Here is a 23,712-nt window from a genome sequence, read left to right on the forward strand (position 1 = left end):
TCCATTGCGCGGCGGGGTGCTTTTTGAGCGTGGGCCGCCACTGTGAGAGTTGTTTGTCTGACCTGTTCAAGCCTAGGGAAGGACGCGTTAGTAAGCAAGCTGACTAATACTGTAGGAGTGGCGTTAGTTGCTTAAGTATCGAATATCGATAGAATCAGGTTGTTGTTCGATAAAGGAGTTGCCATGGGAAAGCTAACCATCCTCGCGCTGCGGATAGTGATCGCGATGGTGCTGGCGGGTTCACTGTTCGTGCAGTTGTGGATGGTTCCCCTGCTCTCAACTGATCTGGTTGAAGCCGGGGCGCCCGACGGTCCTCGCATGGCGCTGCTGGTGGTCGTGGTCCTGGGGATCCTCTGTGTGCAGGTGGTTGCTGTCTGTGTGTGGCGGCTGCTGACAATGGTGCGGCGGGGGACTGTCTTTTCCCATGGAGCGTTCCGTTTTGTGGACGTGATTTTTGGTGCCATCGCTGCCGCAGCAGTGCTGATGTTCGGCATAGCCGTGATTTTGGCGCCCGGCGATATTGCGCCCGGAGTCGTCATGCTGATCTGCGGAGCAGCGCTGATGATCGGGGGAGTGGCCCTGGTTGTCTTGGTCATGCGGACCCTGCTCGCCCAAGCCGTAGCCCGGGACGTCGAAGCCGCCGGCCTGCGGGCTGAGCTGGATGAGGTCATCTGATGGCAATCATCGTGGATATCGACGTCATGCTTGCCAAGCGCAAAATGCCCGTAGGAGTGCTCGCCGAACGCGTGGGAATTACGCCGGCCAACCTGGCTGTGCTCAAGAACGGTCGCGCGAAAGCCGTGCGGTTTACAACACTGGAAGCGCTGTGCGAGGTACTCGAGTGCCAGCCGGGGGATTTGTTGCGGTGGGAGTCTGATGATCGCTCGAATACCGCAGACCCATCTGCCGACGAGCCTCATCCAGCAGTTCCATCATCCCAACCGACTCCCCAGGGGTCATGAACGGGCTCTCGGCCAGTCCGGCCTGCAGGCACCGGGTCACCTCACGCAGCTCATAGCTGAACCCATGCCCGAGCACCTCGAATTTCTCCGTCCGCAACGTGCCGCTGCGTGGTTGGATGATGAGCTCGGCCGGGTTGAACAGGGGAGCGGAGGAACGCAGCCAACCCTCGGAACCTCCCACCGTCACTATGCTGGGGCACTCCGCACCGATTGAGGTGATGAGCTGGGCACACGCTCCGCCCGGGTAGCTCAGGGCCAGGGAATTCTGCAGGTCCACGCCCTCGGGAGTCAGGACACCACTGGCAACCATGCTGCCTGGCTCGCCGAAGACTCCATCCGCCCATGTCAGCGGATACACGGCGAGGTCCAGCAACGCCCCACCCCCGGCGGCCGGGTCCCAGATCCGCGCGGCGGGATCGTAGGCGGGCACGAAACCGAGGTCAGCCTGGAGCCAGCGCGGCTCCCCGATCTCCCCTGACCGCAGGATCTCGACGGCGCGGCAGAAGCTGGGCAGGAACCGGGTCCACACGGCTTCCATCAGGAAAAGCCCCTTATCCCGGGCCAGTTCAGCCAACTCCCGCGCCTGCGAGGCATCCATGGCGATGGGCTTCTCGCAGAGGACGTGCTTCCCCGCAGTTAGGGCGGCCAGCGCGACGGCGTGATGCTGCGCGTGCGGCGTGGCCACGTAGACGACGTCGACGGCGGGGTCGGCCAGCAGCCGCTGGTAGCCCGGCGTCGTTCCTATATCCGAGTAAGCCGTGGCGAATCCGAACTTCGCCGCAAAGGCCTGGGCAGAGGCCTCCGAGCGCGAACTGACAGCCTGGAGGACGGCGTCGTCAAGGAGCGCAAGGTCTTCCACCACGCGTTGGGCAATGGAGCCAGTGGCCACTACTCCCCAACGGATCGGACGGCCGGTTGCGACCGAAGGCGCGACGGTGCTGACAGGAGCAGGAAGCATTGACAGGCCTTTCAAGGCATGGGGCTAAACGGAATCGCGGATCACGATCGAGGTAGGCATCCTGGTGACGCGTTCTGCCGGTTTACCTTCGATCAGGTTCACCAGGGTCTCGGCCATCTTCTTGCCGAGTTCAACAATCGGGTGATGGACAGTAGTAAGGGCGGGGGTCACCGAGGTGGCAAAGGAATCGTCATCAAAACCCACGACGGCGATGTCCTCCGGGATGCGAAGACCCCGCCCTTGGATTGCGGTGTAGGCGCCTGCAGCCATCTGGTCATTCGCAGCGAAAACGGCATCAACGGGAACACCGCGATCCAGTAAACGGTGCATGGCTTTTGCGCCGGAGGCCAAGGTGAAGTCGCCTTCCTCCATCAAGCCCTCCCCAAGACCCGCCTCCCTCATTGCAGTCCTCCATCCGGCCAGGCGATCCAAGCCAGGTGGCATGTCCTGCGGGCCGGCAATGGTTGCCACGTTCCTTCGGCCGCTCTGGGTCAATAACTTGGTGACTTCGTAGGCAGCTTGTTCGTTGGCCACGTCCACGTAGTAGCTTTCCTTGCCGCCCACCAAGGGGCGTCCTGCGAACACCATGGGAAGGGATCCTGACAGGTGCGTCCAGGAGTTGTCGCCACTGTGGTGCGAGACCACCAGGACGCCGTCCACGTTGCCGCCGAGCAGGAAGCTGCGGGTTTTTTCCGGCTTCGACTCCGAGGAAATCACCATGTTCAGCGTGTACTCGGTATCGGTGAGATACAGGGCGATGCCTTGGACTACGGAGGCGAAGAACGGATCCGCGAAGACTTTGGACGTTGACTCCGGAACGATCAGGGTGACCGCATTCGCCCGCCGTTTGGCCAAGGAGCGGGCTGCACGGTTTGGCGTGTAGTCGAGTGCGAGGATGGCTTTCCTCACCGACTGCGCCATTTCAGGGTCAACACTCGGGCTGTCATTGACCACCCGGGACACGGTGGCCCGCGACACCCCGGCCAAGGCAGCCACCATCTCAAGGGTGGGTACCGGCCGGGGGCCGCTGGTGTCCTGCGTCATGGTCATCTCCGGAACGTAAAGAAAAGTATGCCTCTGAAGGCTACTTTAGGCGTTCGCGGTGACAGCGGATGATGCTTTGGCCGCTGCGATGACCCGGGAGTAGGCCAGTCCGCTGTCCTTGACCGTGCGCTCGAAAGTGTCGTAATCCACGCGGACCACCCCGAATCGTTTGCCGTAGCCCCAGGACCACTCAAAGTTGTCCAGGAGGGACCACACAAAGTAGCCGCGCACATCGGCGCCCTGGTCGAGTGCTTCCCCTACTGCCGTGACGTGGTCCAGGACGAACTGGGTCCGCTCGGCGTCGTGGACCGCGCCGTCGGGACTGACGACGTCGTCGTAGGCAGCGCCGTTTTCAGTGATGTACAGCGGCGGCAGCGCCGGGTATTCCTCACCCAGGCGCACCAGGAGCTTCCGCAGTCCGTCCGGGTTGACCTCCCAGTTCATGGCAGTACGCGGCAGGCCGCGACTCGGGAAGGAAATGTCTTCCGAACCGACCCAGCACGACGACGTCGGACGGGTTGCGCCGCCCGAGTGGCCGTCGCCGTGTTCAGCAGTGGGGTGTCCGCTGATGAGGTCATCGTGATAGTGGTTGACGCCCAGGAAATCGATGGATGCACCGATGATGTCCAGGTCGCCGGGCTTGATGACATCCCGGATGCCGAACTGCTCAAGGTCATTGAGGGTGTCCTCCGGATAAGCGCCGCGGAGGATCGGATCCAGGAAGATCCGGTTCTGCAGCGAATCAAACCGGCGTGCGGCATCGAGGTCCACGGGGTCGGAAGGATCCCGCGGAATGGAGTTGCTGAGGTTGAGCGTGATCCCCAACTGCTGGGCGCCCCGGCCCCGCAGCTCATTGACCACCAGGCCGTGGGCGAGGTGCTGGTGATGGATGGCCGCGACGGCTGCTTCCGGTTCCTGGCGGCCGGGTGCGTGAACGCCCGCCGCATAGCCAAGGAGGGATGAGCAGAACGGTTCGTTGAACGTGGTCCAGTGCTGCACACGGTCACCGAGGGCCGAATAGACATCGTTCGCGTAGTCGACGAAGCGGTAGGCGGTGTCGCGGTTGGCCCAGCCGCCCTTCTCCTCCAGCGCCTGCGGCAGGTCCCAGTGGTAGAGGGTCAACCAAGGGAGGATGCCGGCGTCGAGCAGTTCATCCACCAAGCGTGAGTAGAAGTCCAAGCCCTCGGCGTTCGCAGTGCGGCCGCCGGGCCGGACGCGGGACCAGCTGGTGGAGAACCGGTAGGAATCCAGGCCCAGCTCCTTCATGATCCTGACGTCCTGGGGCATGCGGTGGTAGTGCTGCACCGCGTCCTTCAACGTCTCGCCGTTGGCAATGGCGCCTGGAACGCGGGCGAAAGCGTCCCAGACGGAATCTTCCTTGCCGCCTTCATGGCTGGCACCTTCCACCTGGGCTGCGGCGGTAGCCGAGCCCCAGAGGAAGCCCTCGGGCCACACCCTGTTAAAGGGAGGGGTCGCGGGGTGGTTTGTTGCTTCGAATGGCATTAGCCCTTCACTGCTCCTTGCATGATTCCGGATATGAGTTGACGTCCCGCCAGGACGAAGAGGGCCAGTAGCGGAAGTGTTGCCATGACGGCGCCGGCCAGGACGATTGAATAGTCCACGTAACGGGCCGACTGCAGTTGGCTGAGCGCCGTCTGCAAGGTGGGGTTGCCGGCGTCGAGCACCAGCAGGGGCCAGAGGAAATCGGTCCACGCCGTCATGAACGTGAACAGGCCCAGGATTGCCATGGCCGGACGCGCCGCGGGAAGTGCCACATGCCAGAACGTGGAGATCATGGACGCGCCGTCCATGCGTGCCGATTCGATCAGCTCGTCCGGGATCACGTCCACGAGGTACTGCCGCATGAAGAAGACGCCAAACGCTGTCACCAAAGTAGGGATCACGACGGCGCCGATCTCACCTGTCCAGCCCAGCGTGCGCATCAGCATGAACAACGGGATGATGCCCAGCTGCGTCGGGATGGCCATGGTGGCGATCACTGCCACCATCAGCCAGTTCCGGCCGCGGAAGCGCAGTTTGGCGAACGCGTATCCGGCAAGGGTGGAGAACCCCACCACGGAGATGGTGATGATGCCGGAGATCAGCACGCTGTTGCCCAGTGCCAGCCAGAACGGAACGGTATCGAAGACCTCGCCCACGTTGGTCCAGAAGTTGCCCCCGGGGAGCAGCGGCGGCCAGGTTTCCCCGAGGGCTTCGTTGGAGCGGCTGCCGATGATCACGGACCACCAGAGCGGGTAGGCCGAGGCCAGGAAGAACGCAATCAGGAGCCCGTAGGTGAGGAAGCCGGGGCGCCGGCCGTTGCCGAAGAGGGCTTTCCGCGTGGCCAGGGCCCGGGAACTCTGCTGGGCAGCCGGTGCTGCCGGCCGGTTTTGCGTGAGGGTCATTTCCCGCTCCTCGGGGTCGAGTCTGGTGCCGCTGCCGGTGCGGTGACCGCCTGGGCGGCGAGGCCGGCGTCGTCCGCTTTTGTTTTCGCAGCGGAAGAACGCAGACGACGGCGGCGGCTGGCTGCTCCGCGATCGTCGCCGTTGGTGGCGATGCGGCGGGAGATCAGCCAGTTCACGATGCCGAAGAGCAGGATGATCAGGAACAGGAGCCAGGCGATGGTTGAGGCCTTGCCGAAGTTCTGGCGCTGGAACGCCATCTCCCACAGGTACAGCACGGTGGTCTGGAACTGTCGTGCCGTTCCGCCGGCCGCAACGGGATCGAAGAGCCTGGGCTCGGTGAAGATCTGCAGTCCGCCGATGGTGGCGGTGACAATGACGAACACCATTGTGGGCCGGATGCTCGGCAGCGTGATGCTGAAGAAGCGGCGCATGGAGCCGGCGCCGTCGATTGCAGCGGACTCGTAGATATCGCGCGGTACTGACTGCATGGCGGCCAGGAGGATCAGCGCGTTGTAGCCGGTCCAGCGCCAGTTCACCATGGTGGCAATGGCGATGTGGCTCGGGAGGGTGTCGTTCTTCCACATGATCGGATCGATGCCGAAGCTGGACAGGATGTTGTTGATGAGGCCGTACTGCTCCCCGAACATGTTGGTGAAGATCATGGCGACAGCCACGGGAGTCACGACATAGGGGAGCAGGATGCTCATGCGCCAGAAGGTCTTGGCCCGGAGGTTCTGGTCCAGGACGGCAGCGATGATGGTGGCCATGATCAGCTGCGGAATGGTGGAGATCAGGAAGATGCTGACCGTGTTGAACAGGGAATTCCAGAAGAAACGGTCCTGCAGTACTTCCGCGAAGTTTTGGAATCCAACGAATTCTCCCTGGCCTTTGAGCAGGTGCCAGTCGAAGAGGGAGACGAAGAACGTGTAGCCCAGGGGAAAGAGGCCCACCAAGGCGAACAAGATGAAGAACGGGGCGATATATAGGTAGGGGGACGCCTTCATGTCGAACACGTTGAGGCGTTGGCGGAAGGTCGGTTTCGGTTTGGTGGCGGCCGTTCTACCGGCGGCCGGGCGGTTCAATGTGGTGGTCATGGTCGGGTCTCAGACTCTGTGAGGGGGCCTCCGGTTTCCCGGAGGCCCCACGGCCGGGTGCTGCTAGTTGTTGACCACGAGGTCGTTGAGGAGCTTGACGGCTTCATTCCAGGCTTGATCGGCGTTGCCCTTGCCTGAATCGAGCATCTTAAGGGCCGGACCAAAGACGTTTTCCTGGATTACAGAGTCATCCGGGCCCTTGAACTGGGCGATGACACCCTCGGCGCGGGACTCAAAGATGGCGCCGTAGGGAGCGTTGTTGAACAGCTCGTTCGGCTTTGCTGCTTCAACGATCTTTGCCTGTGCTTCCAGCGTACTGGGGAAGTTGTTCGCCGCCGCGGACTGCTTGATCTGCTGCTCGGGTGCGGTCAGCCATGCTGCCAGCTTGGCTGCTTCAGCGGGGTGCTTGGAGCTCTTGGGAACGGAGAGGAAAGCTCCGCCCCAGTTGGAGGCACCGCCGGGGAAGACGTCGGCTACATCCCAGCCGCTGGCTGCGCCGCCGCCTGCCGACTCGAGCTGGCCCTTGATGGTGCCGAGCATCCAGGCCGGGCATACGTGGGTTGCAAAGGAACCGTCAACGAATGCCTTGCCGTTGCCCCAGTCGAACTGGGTCTGGTTGGAGGACAGGCCATCGGCAGTGCCGGCAGCGAGCATGTCGAACTTTGCCCGCATTTCCTTGTTGCCCTCAACGTTCAGCTTGCCGTCCTTGGTGTAGTAACCCTCGTCCATCTGGTTGACCATGGAGTTCCACACGAAGCCGGACTGGTCATACCAGGCCTTGCCGGTTGCCTCTTTGTACTGGCGGCCCAGCTTGAAGTACGTATCCCAGCTCGCGTCCTTGCCGCCGAAAAGCTCCGCGACCTTCGCGCGGTCGCTCGGCAGGCCGGCTGCTTCGAAGAGCTTGCCGTTGAAGCACAGGGCCTGCGGTCCAATGTCCGTGCCATAGCCGATCACGCGGCCGTTGGGGTCGGTGCCCTGCTTGAACTTCCAGTCCACCCAGTTGTCCTTGATGTCCTCGGCGCCGTACTCCTTGAGGTCAACGAACTGGTCCGAGACCTCCATGATGGAGCCGAGCCAGCCTTCCTCGATGGCCGTGACGTCGCTGAGTCCGGAGCCGGCGGCCAGTTTGGTGAACGCATCGGTCCGGGCGTTGGAACCACGGTCAATGTTGGTGGCCTCGATGTTGACGCCGGGGTTCTGCTTCTCGTATTCGGCATACAGGTCGTCGTATCCGAAAGTGCCGAAAGTGGTCACGGTCAGCGTGACGGGGTTGTCGGCGCTCGCCGCCTTATCGCCTCCGCCGCTGCAGCCTGCTGCCACGAGGGCCAGTGAGGCTACGCCCGCCAGGGCAGTGAATTTCCTTAGTCGCGAAAACTCCACGATCACTCCTTTGTGTGTTCGAGCGACCGTACGCCTAGGGCGAGAGAGCGCTCTCTGAGATGTGGGTTCACAGTATGTGCTGTGGGTCACTCGCGTCAAGAGAGCGCTCTCTGGGGTTGGTTCTGTGTCGTTGTGAGTCGGCCCGCCGAGGGGTTAGATCTCGCGCCGCCGAGGGGTTAGATCTCGGGGGTATTGGGGGCTCTTTCTGCCGAGAACCCGCCCCTCGGTGGACCTCGCACTCACCCGCCGCCGAGGGGTTAGATCTCAAGTTGGTGAGGGGTTAGTTCTCGGGGGTATTGGGGGCTCTTTCTGCCGAGAACCCGCCCCTCGGTGGCTGAGTACCGCTCATTGTTGATGCTCACGAGTCCTCAACTCGTCACGTTTGACCCGCGATCACATGCCGCCGGTGTTAGCGTTCGAGGGTGCATTCTGTTGACTGCGGGGCGGGGACCCCAATCCTGATCATCCACGGATTCTGTGTCGATCATCGCCTACTGCTGGGGCTCGACCCCGTGTTCGAAGCTCACGGTCAGTGGCGGCGGGTCTACGTGGACTTGCCGGGCATGGGCCAATCAGCGGCAGGACCCGAGATCGATAGCGCGGATGCCGTGGCCGAAACAGTGGTCTCCTTTGCCCGGCAGAGCTTCGGTGCCGAAAAGTTCGCAGTCCTCGGAAACTCCTTCGGCGGCATGATCGCCCGCCACATGGTCGCAGAATTCGGGGAGCAGGTTCTTGGCCTGGCACTCCTTTGCCCAGTGGTCGTTGCGGATAACGGGTCCCGAACTCTGCCTGCCAAGACAGTGCTCCAAACAGACCCGACCCTTTTGGCGGCCTTGGAACCCGCGGATGCGGCCGACTATGAGGCCATGGCCGTGGTCCAATCCCCCGAGAATTGGCTTCGTTTCCGAGACGCGGCTCTGCCGGGGTTTCGAATCTTTGATCAGGCAGCAGTCCAGCGGATTTCCAGCAGTTACGCACTCCGTACCGAGCCGGAAAATCGCTTCGCCAGCTTTAAGGGGCCCACGCTGATTCTCGCCGGGCGCCAGGACCATGTGGTGGGGTTTGAGGATCAGACTGCGCTGGCGCGCAGCTACGCACAGTCCACCACCGCCGTCTTGGATCGGGCCGGGCATAACGCGCATTTGGACCAGCCGGAGCTAACGGCGGCCCTCCTTGGTGAGTGGTTGGAGCGGGTCAGTGACTGGAAAGAACACGGCGTCGCCGCACGTTCTATTGAGAACCACGACGGCGGTCCACGCCCGAGCAGTCGGTGAGGACCGCCGTCGTGCTTCAGTCAGCCGCGGACGTCACGCGTGCTGAACCTGAACCCTGCAAAAGCCACGAGGCCGGCTGTCCAGGTGAAGGTTACTATCGCGGCGGTGAGAGAACCCAGATCTGCATTCGGATAGGAACCTGTAACCAGGCCTGGGTCGAACAGCAGGACCCCGGCCACAGTGGGTAAATAGGCAAAAGCTGGAGTCAGCAGCAGCAACATCAACGACAATTGCGACACCACAATGAGCGTAAACAGCGGTATCAGCGTCTGTTTGAGCAGGATGCCCAGTGCGAACCCAATGAGGGCTATGGCATCCCAGAAAGCTATGGCACCAACCCAGCGGAGAAGGAGGCCTGCCGGAACGGTCCCGTTGATGACGGAAAGTTCGCCGAGACCAGACTGGGATAGCAAGCTCAACAGCGGAATGGTCACGAGCCCCAGCAGTGTGACGAACACTGTCAACGCAGCGCATTTCGCCCAATACAGGCGCTCGCGGTTCGGCGCGGCCACCAGGCTGCTCCGCAGTTGGCCCGACACGTATTCACTCGATGCGGCTATGACGCCGATGACAATGATTCCGATCAGTCCCAGCGCAACCCAGTCAAAACCCACCGTCTCCGGGCTCGCTCCTGGTGCAAGCCCGGGGTCGTTGGTTCGGAGTGCGTCTCCCACCGGGGCCGCCTGGGACCACCCGATGAGAACAACGATGAGCCACGTCAGGGCTGCAGTGATCCATACGGACCTCAACGTGATGAGTTTGGTGAGTTCGGCGCGGAATAGGCTGGACTTCCGGGTAGTGTCCACCAGCGTAGTCATACGGCGTTTCCTTTAGCCGCACTGCCGGTCCAATCGAAGTAGGCGGCTTCCAGGTCATGGTGACCGGCTACCAGATCATCGACGTTTCCGGACTGAACAATGCGGCCACCGGAAATGACCACGATGTGGTCAGCGACGTGCTGGACCTCATTAATAAGATGGCTGGAAATAAGAACCGTCTTGCCGTTGGCTGCAAGGGTCCTCAGGAGCCCCCGGATCCAGCGAATGCCTTCGGGATCCAAGCCGTTGGTCGGCTCATCGAGAACAATAATGCGTGGATCGCCGAGGAGGGCCGCGGCGATCCCCAGTCGCTGACCCATACCCAGTGAGTACGCTCCCACGCGCTTCCGGGCGGCGTCCGAAAGCCCGACGACCTCCAGAACTTCACCGATCCTCGACTGCGGAATGCCGTTGGATTGCGCAAGCCAGGTGAGATGGGCCTTGGCCGTGCGGCCTTTGTGGGCTCCCGAGCCGTCGAACTGAGCTCCTACGGTCCAGAGGGGGGCGGTGAGGTCCCGGTAGGGTTTTCCCTCGATGAGAGCGGACCCGCTGTCCGCCCGATCGAGGCCTAGAAGCAGACGGAAAGTTGTCGATTTGCCGGCCCCGTTCGGCCCGAGAAAGGCAGTAACTTTCCAGGGCTCGGCAGTCAGTGAGACGTCGATGATTCCGTCCGACTGCCCGTATTTCTTGCTCAAATTCTTGATCTCGATCACTGATTGATCTCCTTGGTAGTCGATGTCACTTAGCGGCGAACTGGTTGGCGGCGGAACAGAACAAGTGCAGCGATCAGAGCCGCGACCACCCAAACCGCGAGGACCAATCCGCCCGTGGCAGGTCCCAAGTCGCCCGGCGCAGGAGGCGGCAATTGGTAGAGCTGGGCTCCGGCCTGATCCGGCAGGAACTTGGCGAAGGGGGTGATGTTCACCAGGTACGTGGAGACAATGAGGGCCATCGCCAAGACCGTACCCATGGCTGCCAGCCCGCTGCGCAGGACCACCGACAAGGCGTAGGTGAACAGGGCGATGAGGATCCAGTAAAGGACCACGCCCCACAGGATTCCTGATCCCGCTTGTGGAGTGGCTGCTATCTGGCTGCTTTCGGCGGTGCAGTCGATGACCACGCAACGAATCCCGGCCGACCCGAACACACTCAGAACCGCCGTGACGAAAACGGCAACGACAATCACGATCGCTTTGGCCGCCAACACAACACTGCGCTGCGGGAGGCTGATCAAGGTGCTCCGAAGAGAGCCAGTGTCCGATTCCTGGTGCATGGACCATGCCGCCAGAAGGATGACCCCTATTTGTCCATAGTGGAGGATGACCAAAAAGGCCGTGCCAGCCTCAAGGCCGGCTGCCTCGTCAGGTCTCCCTGCTTTATGGGCAGCGTCGATCAGGCTGGTCAGTATCCAGGAAAGAAGCACCGTGAGCAGCACCGTTCCTGCCATGGTGTTGAGGCAAAGACGCAGTGTCAGAAGTTTGGTGGTTTCGGCCCTGACAGCGCGCATCATGGTGGTTCGCGATCCCGTCCCCACATCGGAGGTCGCGTTGGAAGATGCTGGCATGACTCAAGTCAATCCGGCCCGGCACCGCTTGTCTGTCTGCAGGTGTAGACAGTTGTGTCACCCAAATTAGACGGTCGAGGGGCCCACCAAGCCGCTTTCGTAGGCGATAACTACGAGTTGTGCCCTGTCCCGGGCGCCCAGTTTTGTCAGAATTCGACTCACATAAGTCCGCGCAGTGGTTCGCGTGAGAAACAGGGCCGCTGCTATCTCGTTATTGGAGGCGCCTTGTCCGATGAGGGTCAAGGTTTCGCGTTCGCGAACTGTCAGTTCGCTGATGCGTTCGTGTGCGGCCGGGCCCAGAGTGAAGCGGTCTATGAGGCGGCGGGTGATCTCTGGGGCGAGGAGGGCGTTTCCTTCATGTGCGGTTCGGATTGCCTTGAGAATGTCAGGCAACGGTGCGTTCTTGAGAAGAAAGCCGGAGGCACCCTGGCGGAGCGCCTGATAAACGTAGTCATCCATATCGAAGGTGGTCAGCATGACCAGCCGGGTGCGGGACTTCCGTGATGCCAGAACCCCCGCAGCTTCAAGACCGGTCATCCGGGGCATTCGAACATCCATCAACGCCACGTCTGGTTGATGATCCATGATGGCTTCTACGGCCTCTGCGCCGTCCACAACCACGGCGGTCACCGTCATGTCCGGCTCATGCTCGATCAAAAGGCGCAGCGATGTCCTGGTATGAGCATCGTCGTCTGCGATGAGGACGCTGATCTCGTTCATCGGTGTTCCACCCTCGCTGCAGTTCCCGGCAGTGAAACAGCCACCCCGTATCCATTGGCCTCCCGTCCTGCTTGGAAGGTTCCGCCCAATAACTCAGCCCGTTCACGCATTCCTGTGAGCCCGTGACCGTTCTTGGAAGCCAATGCTGCCCCCGGACCGTCGTCGAGGACGCTGATTCGCAGGTCGGCGCCTTCGGTCCTGATGGTGATCCGGCAGGTTTTTGCTCCGGAATGACGGATCACGTTTGTCAGGGCCTCCTGAATGATCCGATACGCGGTGGTTCGCTGCGCGGCCGGAAGGCCCTGGGTACCTTCGTCGGCGTCGATCACAACAGATATCCCGGCTCGTATGGCCGGCTGCGACAGCTCCTGCACCAGTTCCGGAAGGCTTTCCAGGGGAGTGTCGTCAGCCGCTTCACTGCGTTCCCGGCGCATCAAGACCTGGAGTTGTCTCAACGCGTCACGGGCGTCGGACTCGATGCCTTGCAGCGCGGATCGTAGATCGTCTTTGGTGGACGACTTTACATGGGCCACGACACCTGCCCGCAGTCCAATCCCTCCCAGGGTGTGAGACAGCACGTCGTGGATATCACGGGCGAGCCGAAGCCGTTCCTGCGCGCGGGCATTGCGCTCGGTTTCGTACCGCATGCGCTGGGTGCGGATTCCCAAGACCCACGCTGCCCCGATGATGACAGCGCCAAGGATAATTCCCCGGATGCGCGCTTCGGCGCCCTCGGCGGAGACAAGAAGCAAGGATGCGAACAGAAGAATTTCCAGCGCGATCAACCATGCAGGAAAGAGGCGTGTCCCGAATCTTTCCGCGGCGATGTAGAGACAGAGCCCGGTAAGCAGGAAAGGATCCTCAGTCATTCCTAAGGCCCACCCCGCCGCCGTGACGGCGCCGGTCCAGGCAGCGGCAAGCCATGGAAACCGGGACCGAAGGCAGAGCCCGAGGACAACAAGGCCCCCCAGGGCCAGCTGGACCAACCGTCCTGGTGATTCCGGCGGAACCACGGTGATCCAAAGCCCGGCCACCACAATGAGGCCGACCAGACCGTTTAGCAGCAGAGGAGCGAGTGTCGGGCGGGAAGTGGGGCTGCGAAAGGAATCACTGTCAGCGCTTTGTGTTCTGCCCCCATGTCGCATGCCTCAGCCTTGCACGAATCCCGGCCGGTCCGTTCGAAGCGGCAACTCATGCGCGATTTGCAGCTAACCCCTACTTCCCCTTCTTCCCGCCCCGCTTAGCCGCAGCGTTCATCGCCGACTTCACCGCAGGCGGCAGCCCCGCCGTCTCGGTCTCCGGTTCAGCCACGGTCCCGCGCCAGCGAGCCAGCCCTTTCATGCCGTGGTAGATCACCAGGGCAGCAGCGGAGCCCAGGGCAATACCCGTGAACTTCAGCTCGCCAATGGTCCAGGTGTAGTCCGCGATGCCGATAATCAGGGCAACAGCAGCGGTGGTCAGGTTGATCGGGTTGGAGAAGTTGACCTTGTTCTGCACCCAGATCTTCACGCCGAGCACGCCGATCATGCCGTAGAGCATCGTGGCGGCGCCGCCCAGGACACCGGCCGGGACGGTGGCGATAAGTTCGCCGAATTTCGGGGAGAAGCTCAGCAGGATGGCGAAGATACCGGCCACCCAGTAGGCCGCCGTCGAGTAGACCTTGGTGGCGGCCATGACGCCGATGTTCTCCGCGTATGTCGTGGTACCGGAACCGCCGCCGAACCCGGCAAGTACCGTCGCGGCGCCGTCGGCCATCAGCGCGCGGCCGGAGACGCCGTCGAGGTTCTGGCCTGTCATCGCGGCCACCGACTTCACGTGCCCCACGTTCTCGGCAACCAGCACCAGGACCACCGGAACAAACAGCCCCACCACACCTATGTGGAATTCGGGGGTCTGGAACAGCGGCAGGCCAATCCATGCGGCGGCGTCCATCTTTTCGTAGGACACCTCGCCGCGCATCATCGCCACGAGATACCCCACTACGACGCCCACCAGGATGCTCAGGCGACCCAGAATCCCGCGGAACAAAACAGAAACCAGGATGATCGTGACCAGCGTGATGAGCGCGGTGACCGGTGCGGCGTCGAAATTATTCTTCGCCGCCGGTGCCAGGTTCAGGCCGATCAGCGCCACAATGGCGCCCGTGACGATCGGCGGCATCAGCCGGTTGATCCATTCCGCGCCAAACTTCTGCACCACCGCACCAATAAGCGCCAGTACGACGCCGGCAAGCACCACGCCGCCCAAGGCGCCACTGACGCCGTACTGCTGCTGGGACGCCATGATCGGGGCGATGAACGCGAAGCTCGAACCCAGGTAGCTGGGCACCCGGCCCTTGGTAATTATGAGGAACAGTAGAGTGCCGATGCCGGAGAAGAGCAAGGTGGTGGCCGGCGGCATGCCCGTGATGATGGGGACCAGGAACGTCGCGCCGAACATCGCCACCACGTGCTGCATGCCGATGCCGATGGTCAGGGGCCACGCGAGCCGCTCGTCGGGTGCAACCACGTGGCCTGGGCGAATGGACTTGCCGTTACCGTGGAGCTTCCATTTCATGCCGAGCATGCTCATGGCGGGGCCTTCCTCAGAAGAGTGTTGGGATTCGGTGCAACATTACCGCCATTGCGGGGCCCGCTCTACGCGCCTCGCGTGCCGAATAAAGCGCAAAGCGGGCCTCGCAACGCAAGAAAACGACACGCGGAGTCACGCTGTGTGCTCAACGTCACGGGCCGTCATGGGAAGAGGACAAGGGAACTTGAAGTTGCAACCATGGAAAGCAGAAGTGCCCGGCCGGCTCAGGGTCAGGCCCAGCGAAAGGTTCACGAAATGACGATCGCCCACGAAGAAGCAGTCATTGACGCCGCAGCAGTCGACGCCATTTTTGCCGAAGCCCGTACCGCCAACAGCTTCGCCGGTGAGGTCACCGAGGAGCAGGCCCGCGCCATCTACGAGCTCACTAAGTTTGGCCCCACGGCCTTCAACTCCCAGCCGCTCCGCGTGACATATGTCCGCTCCGATGAGGCCCGCGCCAAGCTGGTTGACGCACTTTCCCGCGGCAACCAGGCCAAGACCGCTTCCGCTCCGCTGGTCGCCATCCTCTCTTACGACACCGACTGGCAGGGTCAGTGGGACAAGTTCCTTCCCGAGTACGGCGCGCCCAAGGCGATGTACGACGCCGATCCCGCTTTCGCCGCTGCTACTGGCAACAACAACGCTCATTTGCAGGCCGGATACTTCATCCTGGCTGTGCGCTCGCTCGGTTTCGCCGCCGGCCCCATGACCGGTGCGGACTTCTCCGCGATCGACGCCGAATTCTTCCCGGCCGGCGACCAGAAGAGCTTCCTGGTGGTCAACATTGGCCAGCCCGGCCCGGACGCCTGGGGCGAAGCCAAGCCCAAGTTCGCTTACGAAGACGTTGTCCGCACCGTCTAAGTTTCGCGCCGTCCAAGTCCGCACCATCTAAGTCCGCACGGCCCAAGTTCTCCGCAGCAAAAACGCCCGCTCACTGTCCTGTGAGCGGGCGTTTTTGCGTTGCTGGAGGTTAGGGGGCTTCATCGAAGTCGTCGATACCGGCCGCCTCGGCGTTCTGGCGACGCTTCACCCGGGACGGTACAACCAGCGCTGCGAGGAGCGCCAGCACGCCAACACCTGCGGACACCCAGAAGCCGATGGTGAAAGCATCGTCCGCCGGTGCGCCCTGAGGAGTGATATTGGAGGAGATGAGGGCGGCGATGACTGCCGTGCCGATGCTGCTGCCGATGGTGCGCAACACTGTGTTGGCGCTGATGGCTTCCCCGGTCTGGGTTGCGGGAACACTCTCCACAATCGCATTGGAGGTGGCGGCCAGAGCCATGCCGATACCTATGCCCGTGAGAATGCCCGAGACCACGATCTGCCATTCCTCACCATGTCCCAGAGCCGGAATGATAAAGGCGACGGTGACGGCAACTGCTCCGAGGATCATGGGGATCTTTGGCCCCACCTTCCGGATGAGGGCACCTGCAACGACGCCGGAAATCACCATGGCGACGACGGTCGGCAACAGATAAATACCGGCCTCGCTGACAGTCTTGCCGAACCCGTAGCCCAGGACCGTTGGGAGCTGGAGGATCGTGGGAACCAGGACGAACGTGCCGAACATTGCGAAGCCGAACGCCAGCGCGACGATATGGGCGGTCCACACGCCGCGGTTGCGGAACAGCCGAACATCGATCAGTGGTTCCGCCACCCGCAGTTCCACCAGCACAAAGGCGATCAAAGCGATGCCGCCACCGATGAGCAGGCTGACGGTTTTGCCGTCGCCCCAACCCCAGGTTTGGCCTTCGCTGATGGCCAGAAGTACGGCGACAAGTCCTACGGAAAGGATGCCTGTCCCGAGGAGGTCAAGCTTGCCGGGTGTCTTTACGGGAGATTCGGGCATGCCGAAGATCGCCCCCAGGAGGGCGATGACCACCAAGCCGGCAGGAAGCCAGAACAGCCAGTGCCAGGACAGTGCTTCAACAATCGGGCCGGCAGCCACGATCCCAACCCCGGCCCCGATGCCAAAGATGGCGGACAGGAGGCCGATGGTGACGCTCACGCGTTCCTTCGGAAGCTCATCGCGGACGATGCCAATGGACAGTGGCATCACTGCACCTGCCGCGCCTTGAAGCACGCGGCCAATGATCAGCACTGTCAGGTTGGGCGCAAGGGCAGCCAGTACAGCGCCGACCAGAAGCAGTGAGAGGACAACTATCAACACTTTGCGCTTGCCCACCATGTCACCCAGGCGGCCAAGGATCGGGGTCAGCACCGAAGCGGAGAGCAAGTAAGCGGTGAGCACCCAGCTCGCATCGCTCGTAGCCACGCCAAGGTCCCGCCCAATGGTGCCCAAAGCTGGTGCCACGAGGGATTGCAGGACCGCGAAGGAGAGGCCGCCGAGGGAAAGGTAGGCGATGATCGCCGAACCGCGCTTACGGTGGGCCTCCGTACCAGGTGTTGGTGCGCTTGTGGCGCGCTCAATGGTGCTGGACATGGTTCTCCTCGGCATGTAAACGGTTGATTACATAGACTCTAAATCCAATTGGTTGCTCATGTCAACAATCGTTTACTTGTCGATTGGCCGGGCTAGAGTGGGAGAGTGGCTAAGCAAGCAGCAAAGACTCCCGACGGCGCAGGTTCAGTGGCGGACGACGAACTGGTCCGTTCGGGTCGGGACTCGGACATTACGCGGCGTGCGCTGGTTCGCGCTGCCCGACGGCGCTTCGCTACCGAGGGCTACCGTGCCACGACAGTCCGGCATATTGCAGCAGACGCAGGAGTCAATGTAGCCCTCATCAACAGATATTTCGGCTCGAAAGAGGGCCTCTTCGAAGCGTGCATGAGCCGCACGGTGGACGAGCTGGATCCCCAAACCCGGCAATCTGCAGCAAGCGTGGACGAAGTCATCGCCCGGCTCCTGGCACACGTTGTCCAGGCCCCGAACGCGGACGACCCCCTGCAACTCCTGCTCCTGCTCCGCTCATCCGGTGACGAAAATGCCGACGCGATCCGCCGCAGGACTTTGGAACACTTCACCGAGCAACTGGCCGCGGCGGCAGGTTGGACTCCCGGTGACCCCGACTCGCAACCACTTCTTCTCCGGGCCCAGATGGCCATCGCGTTGATGCTGGGACTGGTAATGCTGCGGACCGCCACGGAGGTACAGCCTTTGGCCTCCTCGTCGGCGCAGCAACTCACCGAACCGCTTGAACAAGTCCTGCGGATCCTGCTCGACACCCGGATCCACCCAACCCACTAGACCCTCTCGCATATCCCCTGGGCTAAAGCCAAGCCCTCTCACAGGTCCCCTGGGGTGGGGCCTGACGGTCTCTCAGGTCCCCCGGGTTTCAGGCGAACCCTCTATCACCTGCGTATGGAACCGTTGGACCCGCCCCTACGATCGGCCGTCCTGACAACCCATCGGACCAGCAAGGTCACTGCCACGATAACCACGACGGTTACAACCAGCAGGATGAGTAAAACCAGGACGTGCCATGCCTCAAGCCTCATCATTTTCCCCCAAGTAGTGGATGTCTATGCCCCGACTCTAGCGGCAGGTGAGAGAGGGCTCGCCGCAGACCCCGGGGGTTGTGGGAGAGGGCTCGCCGCAGACCCCGGGGGTTGTGAGAGAGGGCTCGCCGCAGACCCCGGGGGATGTGAGAGAGCGTGGGGCTGGAACCCCCGGGGACGTGAGGTAGCGTGCGGCTAGGCGATGACCCCGTCGACCAGCGCCTTGGCCTCTTCCTGCACCTGCTTCAAGTGGTCCGCGCCCTTGAAGGACTCGGCGTAGATCTTATAGACGTCCTCGGTGCCGGAGGGGCGGGCCGCGAACCAGGCGTTCTCGGTGACCACTTTCAGGCCGCCGATCGAGGCGCCGTTGCCGGGGGCCTCGGTGAGCTTGGCCGTGATCTCCTCGCCCGCAAGGGACGTGGCGGTGACGTCAGCAGCGGAGAGCTTGCCCAGCTTGGACTTCTGTTCCCGGGTAGCTGCGGCGTCAATGCGGGCGTAAACGGGTGCGCCGAACTGATCGGTGAGGCCCTTGTAGAGCTGTGACGGTGAGGACCCTGTGACGGCCGTGATCTCGGACGCCAGCAGCGCCAGGAGGATGCCGTCCTTGTCCGTGGTCCACACGCTGCCGTCGAGCTTGTTGAAGGAAGCGCCGGCGGATTCTTCACCACCGAAAGCCCCTTCGCCGGAGAGGAGGCCGGGCACGAACCATTTGAAGCCCACGGGGACCTCAACCAGTTTGCGGCCCAAACCACCGGCAACCCGGTCGATGATCGAGGATGACACCAGGGTCTTGCCCACCACGGACTCCGGGTTCCAGCCGTTGCGGTTCCGGTACAGGTAATCGATGGCAACGGCGAGGTAGTGGTTCGGGTTCATCAGCCCGCCCACTCCATCAACAAGAGGTGTGACGATGCCGTGGCGATCGGCGTCGGCGTCGTTACCGGTAGCGATGTCGTACGGGGCGGTGCCGTTGGCGCCGGGGGCCATGCGCTGAATAAGGGACGCCATGGCCGACGGCGACGAGCAGTCCATGCGGATCTTCTCGTCCCAGTCGAGGGTCATGAAAGCCCACTGCGGGTCTACGGTGGGGTTCACGACCGTGAGGTTGAGCTGGTGGCGCTCGCCGATCTCACCCCAGTAGTCAACGGAGGCGCCGCCCATGGGGTCGGCTCCGATGCGGACGCCGGCGTTGCGGATGGCGTCAAGGTTAAGCACGGACGGGAGGTCGTCCACGTAGCTGCTGAGGAAATCGAACTTGCCGGTGGTGTCGGCAGCAAGGGCATCGTTCAAGGGGATGCGCTTGACGCCGCGAAGGCCGTTCTCAAGGAGCTGGTTGGCGCGGTCGGCAATCCATCCTGTGGCGTCCGTATCCGCCGGGCCGCCGTGGGGAGGGTTGTACTTGAAGCCACCGTCGCCGGGCGGGTTGTGGCTGGGGGTGACCACGATGCCGTCGGCCTGGGGGGTGCCCGGCGCGGCTTCGCGGTTGTATTTGAGGATTGCGTGGCTCAATGCCGGCGTCGGGGTGTATCCGTGGCGGGCGTCCACCAGGACGGTCACACCGTTGGCGGCCAACACCTCCAAGGCGGAGTTCTGTGCCGGCTCGCTCAGCGCATGGGTGTCCCGGCCGATGAAGAGTGGACCGGTGATGCCCTGGCGGCCGCGGTATTCAACGATTGCCTGGGTGATTGCAAGGATGTGCGGCTCGTTGAACGACGCCTTCAAACTGGATCCGCGGTGCCCCGACGTTCCGAATGCCACGCGTTGCGCGGGATCGCCCAAGTCCGGAGTTACGTCGAAATACGCGTCCAGCAGGGCTGTGATGTCAACAAGGTCCTGGGGAAGGGCAACTGTGCCCGCTCGGCTAGCCATGGGGTCCAGCATGCCAGACCTTGGCGTCAGCTGACACGACATGTCCGGGATCCGGCCCCTGTGACGCCGAAAGGCGATGTTACGGCAGGACAAAAACCGCCAAGCCTGCAAAGATTCATTCCCCGTTCAGACCGCACCTTGGTGCAGCTGTTCCCGCTTGGCCCGCCGCTCGTAGGCCCGGGGCGCACCCTTTCGCGCGATTCGCTCCAGAGGTTGCGGGCGCGACCGGGGGTAACGGTGGCGAAAAATCCACCCTTACCCCCGGCCGGAGCACTTCAATAGCGGTGCTAGACGGCGGTGTACCCGCCGTCGACCAGCACGTAGGAGCCGGTCATGAAACTGGCCTTGTCCGAGAGCAGGAACGTGGTGACGTTCGCGACTTCCTCGGCCGTGCCCAAGCGGCCAAGCGGGTGCTTGGCTTCAAGTCCGCTCACAACTTCCTTCGGAGCAGCAGCCAGCAACGGAGTGTCGATGTAGCCCGGGCCGATGGCGTTGACGCGAAGACCCTGCGCGCCGTATTCGGCTGCGGCGTTCTTGGTCAGGCCAACTACGGCGTGCTTGGCGGCGGTGTAGGCGGCGTTGCCCGGAGCAGCGACCGCGCCATGGATGGAGGCCATGTTCACAATGGCACCTTCAGAGGCGCCGGCGGCAAGGATGGCGGGGATCTGGTAGCGCATGCCGTACAGGACACCGCTCAAGTTGATGGCAATGACCCGGTCCCAGTCTTCAATGTCGACGTCGCCAACAGGCGCACTGGCACCGCCGATCCCGGCGTTGTTCACGGCGTAGTTGAGGGCCCCGTAGGTTTCCACGGCGAAGTCGACCGCCTTCTTGCTGTCCTCAGCCACCGCTGTGTTTCCCTGGAACGGGACTGCAGTGCCGCCGTCGGCCGTGATCTCGTTGGCCACCCGGGTGGCGGCGTCGAGGTTCACGTCCGCAACCACCACGTTGACGCCGTTCTTTGCGAGGTCCTTGCTGATCGCTTCCCCAAGTCCTGAGCCGCCGCCGGTGACGAGCGCGGTCTTGCCTTCGAAGTTACCCATGATTCCTCCTTCGCGGGACGGATCCCGCCGATTTCTTTGGTGAGCGCTGCTTAAGTCGCTACTTTCATAAACCGAGTCGGACTCGAAAAAATTCCATGCTTTTGCATGAATCTTTGTGGATGGGGTGTTGTACCCATGGCTTTGGTGCGCGTTGCCTTATGTGGCGCCCCGGACGGCGGTAGTGTGGGGAGCAAAGACCACTTTCAGGGGGATTCCTATGTCAGATCAGCCATCCAAGGGCAACGAAGACAAGCCGGCGGGCTACGAACCGCCCCAGTACGTCCCGCCCGCACAGTTCAGCGCCCCCGAATCGAGCGCGCCGGGCCACGGCACGCCGGACCACAGCGCGCCGGACCAGAGCGTTCCGGGCCAAGCCGAGGCAGATCAGGGCGCCAACGCCACGCAGCCCCTCCCGCCGTACGAGCAGAGCGCGCACGGTCAAGACCCGTACACGCAGAACGCCCAGGGCCAGAACGACTTCTACTCGCAGCCGCAGCCGCCCGCCAGCACTTACACGCCGGGCGACTACAGCCAGCAGCCCGCTTCCCCGTACGGCCAGCCGCCCAGCCCGTACCAGCAGCAGGCATTCAACCAGCAGCCGTACGGCCAGCAGCCTTATGGTCAGCCGCAGTCACCCTACGGCCAGCCCGCGTACTACGCCATGCAGGCCGAGCCCAAGGGCCTGAGCATTGCCAGCATGTGCTGTGGAATTGCCATTTTTGTGGGCTTCGGATTCTTCATCCTTCCGCAGATCGCCGCAGTGATCCTGGGTCACCTCGGCCTCAAGCGCGAGCCCGCAGGCAAGGGCATGGCGATCGCCGGCCTGGTCATGGGGTACATCGGCATTGCTTTGACGGTGATCTTCGGCATCATCTTCTTCGCCGCGATCGGAGCCTCAACCAGCAGGTACAACTACTAAGCAAAAACGTACGACGGCGACCCTTGCCTCTGGTGGGAATCCCACCGGAGGCGAGGGTCGCCGTCGTTGGTTAACGTCGGGGCGGTGGCGGTTAGCGGACGCCGCCCATCAGCTTCTTGATGGCCGGAGATGCCGCAGCCATGCCAACGGCCAGGACCACAGCCACGCCTCCAATGCCCAGGAAGTACGGGAGCTCGTCCTTGGGGTTGTACAGGCCTGCGAGGATGCCGGCCAGGGTGGTGCCGAGCGACACGGACAGGAAGAACAGCGCCACCATCTGGGTGTGGAACGCCTGCGGGGCGAGCTTGGTGCTCACGGACAGTCCGATGGGGGAGAGGAAAAGCTCCGCCAAGGTGAACATGAACAGGATGCCCACCAGCGCAAGCAGGGGCGTCTTGCCTTCGCCGGCCAGCGGGATGAACGCCAGGAATGCCAAGCCCATGATCAACAGGCCCGCGGCGAACTTCAGCGGGGAGCTCGGCTGCTTGGAGCCCAGCTTGGTCCAGAGGGCAGCCATGACACCGGCAAAAATGATGATGAACACCGGGTTGATGGACTGGACCCAGGCCGCGGGCATTTCCCAGCCGAAGAGGTTGCGGTCCAGCTTCTCCTGGGAGTACACAGCGATGAAGGTGAACTGCTGCTGGAACAGTGCCCAGAACCCGGCCGATGCGATGAACAAGGGGATGAACGCGATGACGCGCTTGCGCTCCACGCCGGTGACCAGTGGGCTGCGGAAGATCAGGAACAGGTAGACCACCGCGGCGCCGATTGCGGCGTAGGCCATGCTGCTGGCCAGGTTGTTGGCGTTGACGAGTCCCGTGCCGAGCAGGACGCCGATGATGACCAGGATGCCCAGGAAAATCAGGCCGTACTTGGTGCGGTCCTTTGACGGGAGCGGGTTGGGAACGCGGTGGGCTTCCTCGGGAAGGCGCTTGCGGCCCAGCGAGTAGATGACCAGGCCGATCGCCATGCCCACGGCCGCCGCGCCGAACCCGACGTGGAAGCCGTAGCTCGTCTGCAGCCAGCCGGTCACCAGCGGGCCGATGAGCCCACCGATGTTGATGCCCATGTAGAAGATGGAGAAGCCGGCGTCGCGACGCTCGTCCTTCTCGCCATACAGGCTGCCTACAAGGGCTGTCGCGTTGGCCTTCAGGCCGCCGGAGCCGATGCCCACCAGCACCAAGCCCGCGATCAAGCCCGGAATGCCCGGCAGGAGTGCCAGCGCAATGTGGCCGGCCATGATCATGATGGCCGAGCCGAACAGGACCTTTTCGGAGCCGAAGAGACGGTCGGCGAGCCATGCACCGAGGATCGTCGACAGGTAAACGCCACCACCGTACGCACCCACCAAACCAGCGGCGAGGCCCTGGTCGATGGAAAGGCCGCCCTGCTCGGCGGTGAAGTACATGTAGTAGAGCAGGATTCCCTGCATGCCGTAGAAGGAGAATCGCTCCCACATTTCCACGGAGAAGAGGCTGGCCAACATCTTTGGGTGGCCGAAGAATGACGTATCGCCCGCTGGCTTTGCGGACTCAGCCGTGGTTTGAGGTGTGCTCATTTTCTCAATGCTGGCACTGACTGCGGGCATTGTCACATCGATATATGCCCGAGGCAACCAGTTTCCATATG

General features: G+C 62.7%; 21 protein-coding genes and 1 pseudogene. 6 read left to right on the forward strand and 16 right to left on the reverse strand.

Annotated elements, in window-relative coordinates:
• The first annotated feature begins 183 nt into the window (after positions 1-183).
• Positions 184-675 carry a DUF2975 domain-containing protein gene (locus LDN85_RS00445; protein WP_223944307.1) on the forward strand — a complete coding sequence of 164 codons (492 nt, stop codon included), beginning with the start codon at positions 184-186 and terminating at the stop codon, positions 673-675.
• Positions 675-962: a helix-turn-helix transcriptional regulator gene (locus LDN85_RS00450; protein ID WP_081733568.1), complete on the forward strand. Its 288-nt coding sequence runs from the start codon at positions 675-677 to the stop codon at positions 960-962. Before LDN85_RS00445 ends, LDN85_RS00450 begins: the two co-directional genes overlap by 1 nt.
• Positions 963-1,557: 595 nt before the next feature.
• Here the strand turns inward: LDN85_RS00450 and LDN85_RS00455 are convergent.
• The 6 genes and pseudogenes from LDN85_RS00455 to LDN85_RS00480 form a co-directional block, all read right to left on the reverse strand.
• Positions 1,558-1,920: pseudogene (locus LDN85_RS00455) on the reverse strand (Gfo/Idh/MocA family oxidoreductase); the annotation flags it as partial.
• Positions 1,921-1,944: 24 nt separating this feature from the next.
• Positions 1,945-2,964: a LacI family DNA-binding transcriptional regulator gene (locus LDN85_RS00460; RefSeq protein ID WP_026540928.1), complete on the reverse strand. Its 1,020-nt coding sequence runs from the start codon at positions 2,962-2,964 to the stop codon at positions 1,945-1,947.
• Positions 2,965-3,009: 45 nt separating this feature from the next.
• On the reverse strand, positions 3,010-4,467 hold the full coding sequence (locus LDN85_RS00465) for a GH1 family beta-glucosidase (RefSeq protein WP_223944308.1): 1,458 nt from the start codon (positions 4,465-4,467) through the stop codon (positions 3,010-3,012).
• Positions 4,467-5,369: a carbohydrate ABC transporter permease gene (locus LDN85_RS00470; protein WP_026547196.1), complete on the reverse strand. Its 903-nt coding sequence runs from the start codon at positions 5,367-5,369 to the stop codon at positions 4,467-4,469. Before LDN85_RS00470 ends, LDN85_RS00465 begins: the two co-directional genes overlap by 1 nt.
• Positions 5,366-6,463, reverse strand: coding sequence for a sugar ABC transporter permease (locus tag LDN85_RS00475; RefSeq protein ID WP_223944309.1), 1,098 nt, complete (start codon positions 6,461-6,463; stop codon positions 5,366-5,368). Before LDN85_RS00475 ends, LDN85_RS00470 begins: the two co-directional genes overlap by 4 nt.
• A gap of 63 nt (positions 6,464-6,526) precedes the next feature.
• The gene (locus tag LDN85_RS00480; protein WP_223944310.1) at positions 6,527-7,843 is read right to left on the reverse strand and encodes an extracellular solute-binding protein; all 1,317 of its coding nucleotides are present in this window, start codon (positions 7,841-7,843) and stop codon (positions 6,527-6,529) included.
• A 422-nt stretch (positions 7,844-8,265) separates the two neighbouring features.
• Here LDN85_RS00480 and LDN85_RS00485 point away from each other — a divergent pair, with 422 nt between their 5' ends.
• Positions 8,266-9,117, forward strand: coding sequence for an alpha/beta hydrolase (locus LDN85_RS00485; RefSeq protein ID WP_223944311.1), 852 nt, complete (start codon positions 8,266-8,268; stop codon positions 9,115-9,117).
• Between the two features lie 20 nt (positions 9,118-9,137).
• Here the strand turns inward: LDN85_RS00485 and LDN85_RS00490 are convergent, their stop codons facing one another.
• The 6 genes from LDN85_RS00490 to LDN85_RS00515 all read right to left on the reverse strand — a co-directional run bounded on the left by LDN85_RS00490 (position 9,138) and on the right by LDN85_RS00515 (position 14,790).
• Entirely contained in the window at positions 9,138-9,935 is a 798-nt protein-coding gene (locus LDN85_RS00490; protein WP_051420847.1) for an ABC transporter permease, read from the reverse strand.
• A complete protein-coding gene (locus LDN85_RS00495; RefSeq protein WP_026540923.1) occupies positions 9,932-10,648 on the reverse strand; it encodes an ATP-binding cassette domain-containing protein in 717 nt (238 codons plus the stop codon). The genes LDN85_RS00490 and LDN85_RS00495 overlap by 4 nt, the downstream gene beginning before the upstream one ends.
• Before the next feature lie 29 nt (positions 10,649-10,677).
• A complete protein-coding gene (locus tag LDN85_RS00500) occupies positions 10,678-11,499 on the reverse strand; it encodes a hypothetical protein (RefSeq protein WP_223944312.1) in 822 nt (273 codons plus the stop codon).
• A gap of 66 nt (positions 11,500-11,565) precedes the next feature.
• Entirely contained in the window at positions 11,566-12,219 is a 654-nt protein-coding gene (locus LDN85_RS00505) for a response regulator transcription factor (RefSeq protein ID WP_026540921.1), read from the reverse strand.
• The gene (locus LDN85_RS00510; protein WP_223944313.1) at positions 12,216-13,088 is read right to left on the reverse strand and encodes a sensor histidine kinase; all 873 of its coding nucleotides are present in this window, start codon (positions 13,086-13,088) and stop codon (positions 12,216-12,218) included. Before LDN85_RS00510 ends, LDN85_RS00505 begins: the two co-directional genes overlap by 4 nt.
• A gap of 346 nt (positions 13,089-13,434) precedes the next feature.
• Positions 13,435-14,790, reverse strand: a complete 1,356-nt coding sequence (locus tag LDN85_RS00515; RefSeq protein ID WP_026547191.1) for a solute carrier family 23 protein — start codon at positions 14,788-14,790, stop codon at positions 13,435-13,437.
• Positions 14,791-15,045: 255 nt separating this feature from the next.
• On the opposite strand from LDN85_RS00515, the gene LDN85_RS00520 reads away from it, so the two are divergent.
• Positions 15,046-15,651 (forward strand): malonic semialdehyde reductase, encoded by a 606-nt coding sequence (locus LDN85_RS00520; protein WP_026540915.1) that lies wholly within the window; start codon positions 15,046-15,048, stop codon positions 15,649-15,651.
• A gap of 109 nt (positions 15,652-15,760) precedes the next feature.
• Here LDN85_RS00520 and LDN85_RS00530 read toward each other — a convergent pair whose 3' ends face one another.
• Positions 15,761-17,233, reverse strand: a complete 1,473-nt coding sequence (locus tag LDN85_RS00530; protein ID WP_223944314.1) for an MFS transporter — start codon at positions 17,231-17,233, stop codon at positions 15,761-15,763.
• 105 nt (positions 17,234-17,338) lie between these two features.
• On the opposite strand from LDN85_RS00530, the gene LDN85_RS00535 reads away from it, so the two are divergent.
• Positions 17,339-17,998, forward strand: a complete 660-nt coding sequence (locus LDN85_RS00535; protein WP_202900163.1) for a TetR/AcrR family transcriptional regulator — start codon at positions 17,339-17,341, stop codon at positions 17,996-17,998.
• A 446-nt stretch (positions 17,999-18,444) separates the two neighbouring features.
• Here LDN85_RS00535 and pgm read toward each other — a convergent pair whose 3' ends face one another.
• Together pgm and LDN85_RS00545 are read right to left on the reverse strand one after the other, a co-directional pair.
• On the reverse strand, positions 18,445-20,118 hold the full coding sequence (pgm, locus tag LDN85_RS00540) for a phosphoglucomutase (alpha-D-glucose-1,6-bisphosphate-dependent) (RefSeq protein WP_223944315.1): 1,674 nt from the start codon (positions 20,116-20,118) through the stop codon (positions 18,445-18,447).
• Positions 20,119-20,405: 287 nt separating this feature from the next.
• Entirely contained in the window at positions 20,406-21,161 is a 756-nt protein-coding gene (locus LDN85_RS00545; RefSeq protein ID WP_026547188.1) for a glucose 1-dehydrogenase, read from the reverse strand.
• 217 nt (positions 21,162-21,378) lie between these two features.
• Here LDN85_RS00545 and LDN85_RS00550 point away from each other — a divergent pair, with 217 nt between their 5' ends.
• A complete protein-coding gene (locus LDN85_RS00550) occupies positions 21,379-22,080 on the forward strand; it encodes a DUF4190 domain-containing protein (protein ID WP_223944316.1) in 702 nt (233 codons plus the stop codon).
• Between the two features lie 91 nt (positions 22,081-22,171).
• Here LDN85_RS00550 and LDN85_RS00555 read toward each other — a convergent pair whose 3' ends face one another.
• On the reverse strand, positions 22,172-23,671 hold the full coding sequence (locus LDN85_RS00555) for a peptide MFS transporter (RefSeq protein ID WP_026540909.1): 1,500 nt from the start codon (positions 23,669-23,671) through the stop codon (positions 22,172-22,174).
• Positions 23,672-23,712: the final 41 nt, after the last annotated feature.

It is taken from the genome of Arthrobacter sp. StoSoilB20, from assembly GCF_019977295.1.
In the GTDB taxonomy this organism is placed as follows: domain Bacteria; phylum Actinomycetota; class Actinomycetes; order Actinomycetales; family Micrococcaceae; genus Arthrobacter; species Arthrobacter nicotinovorans_A.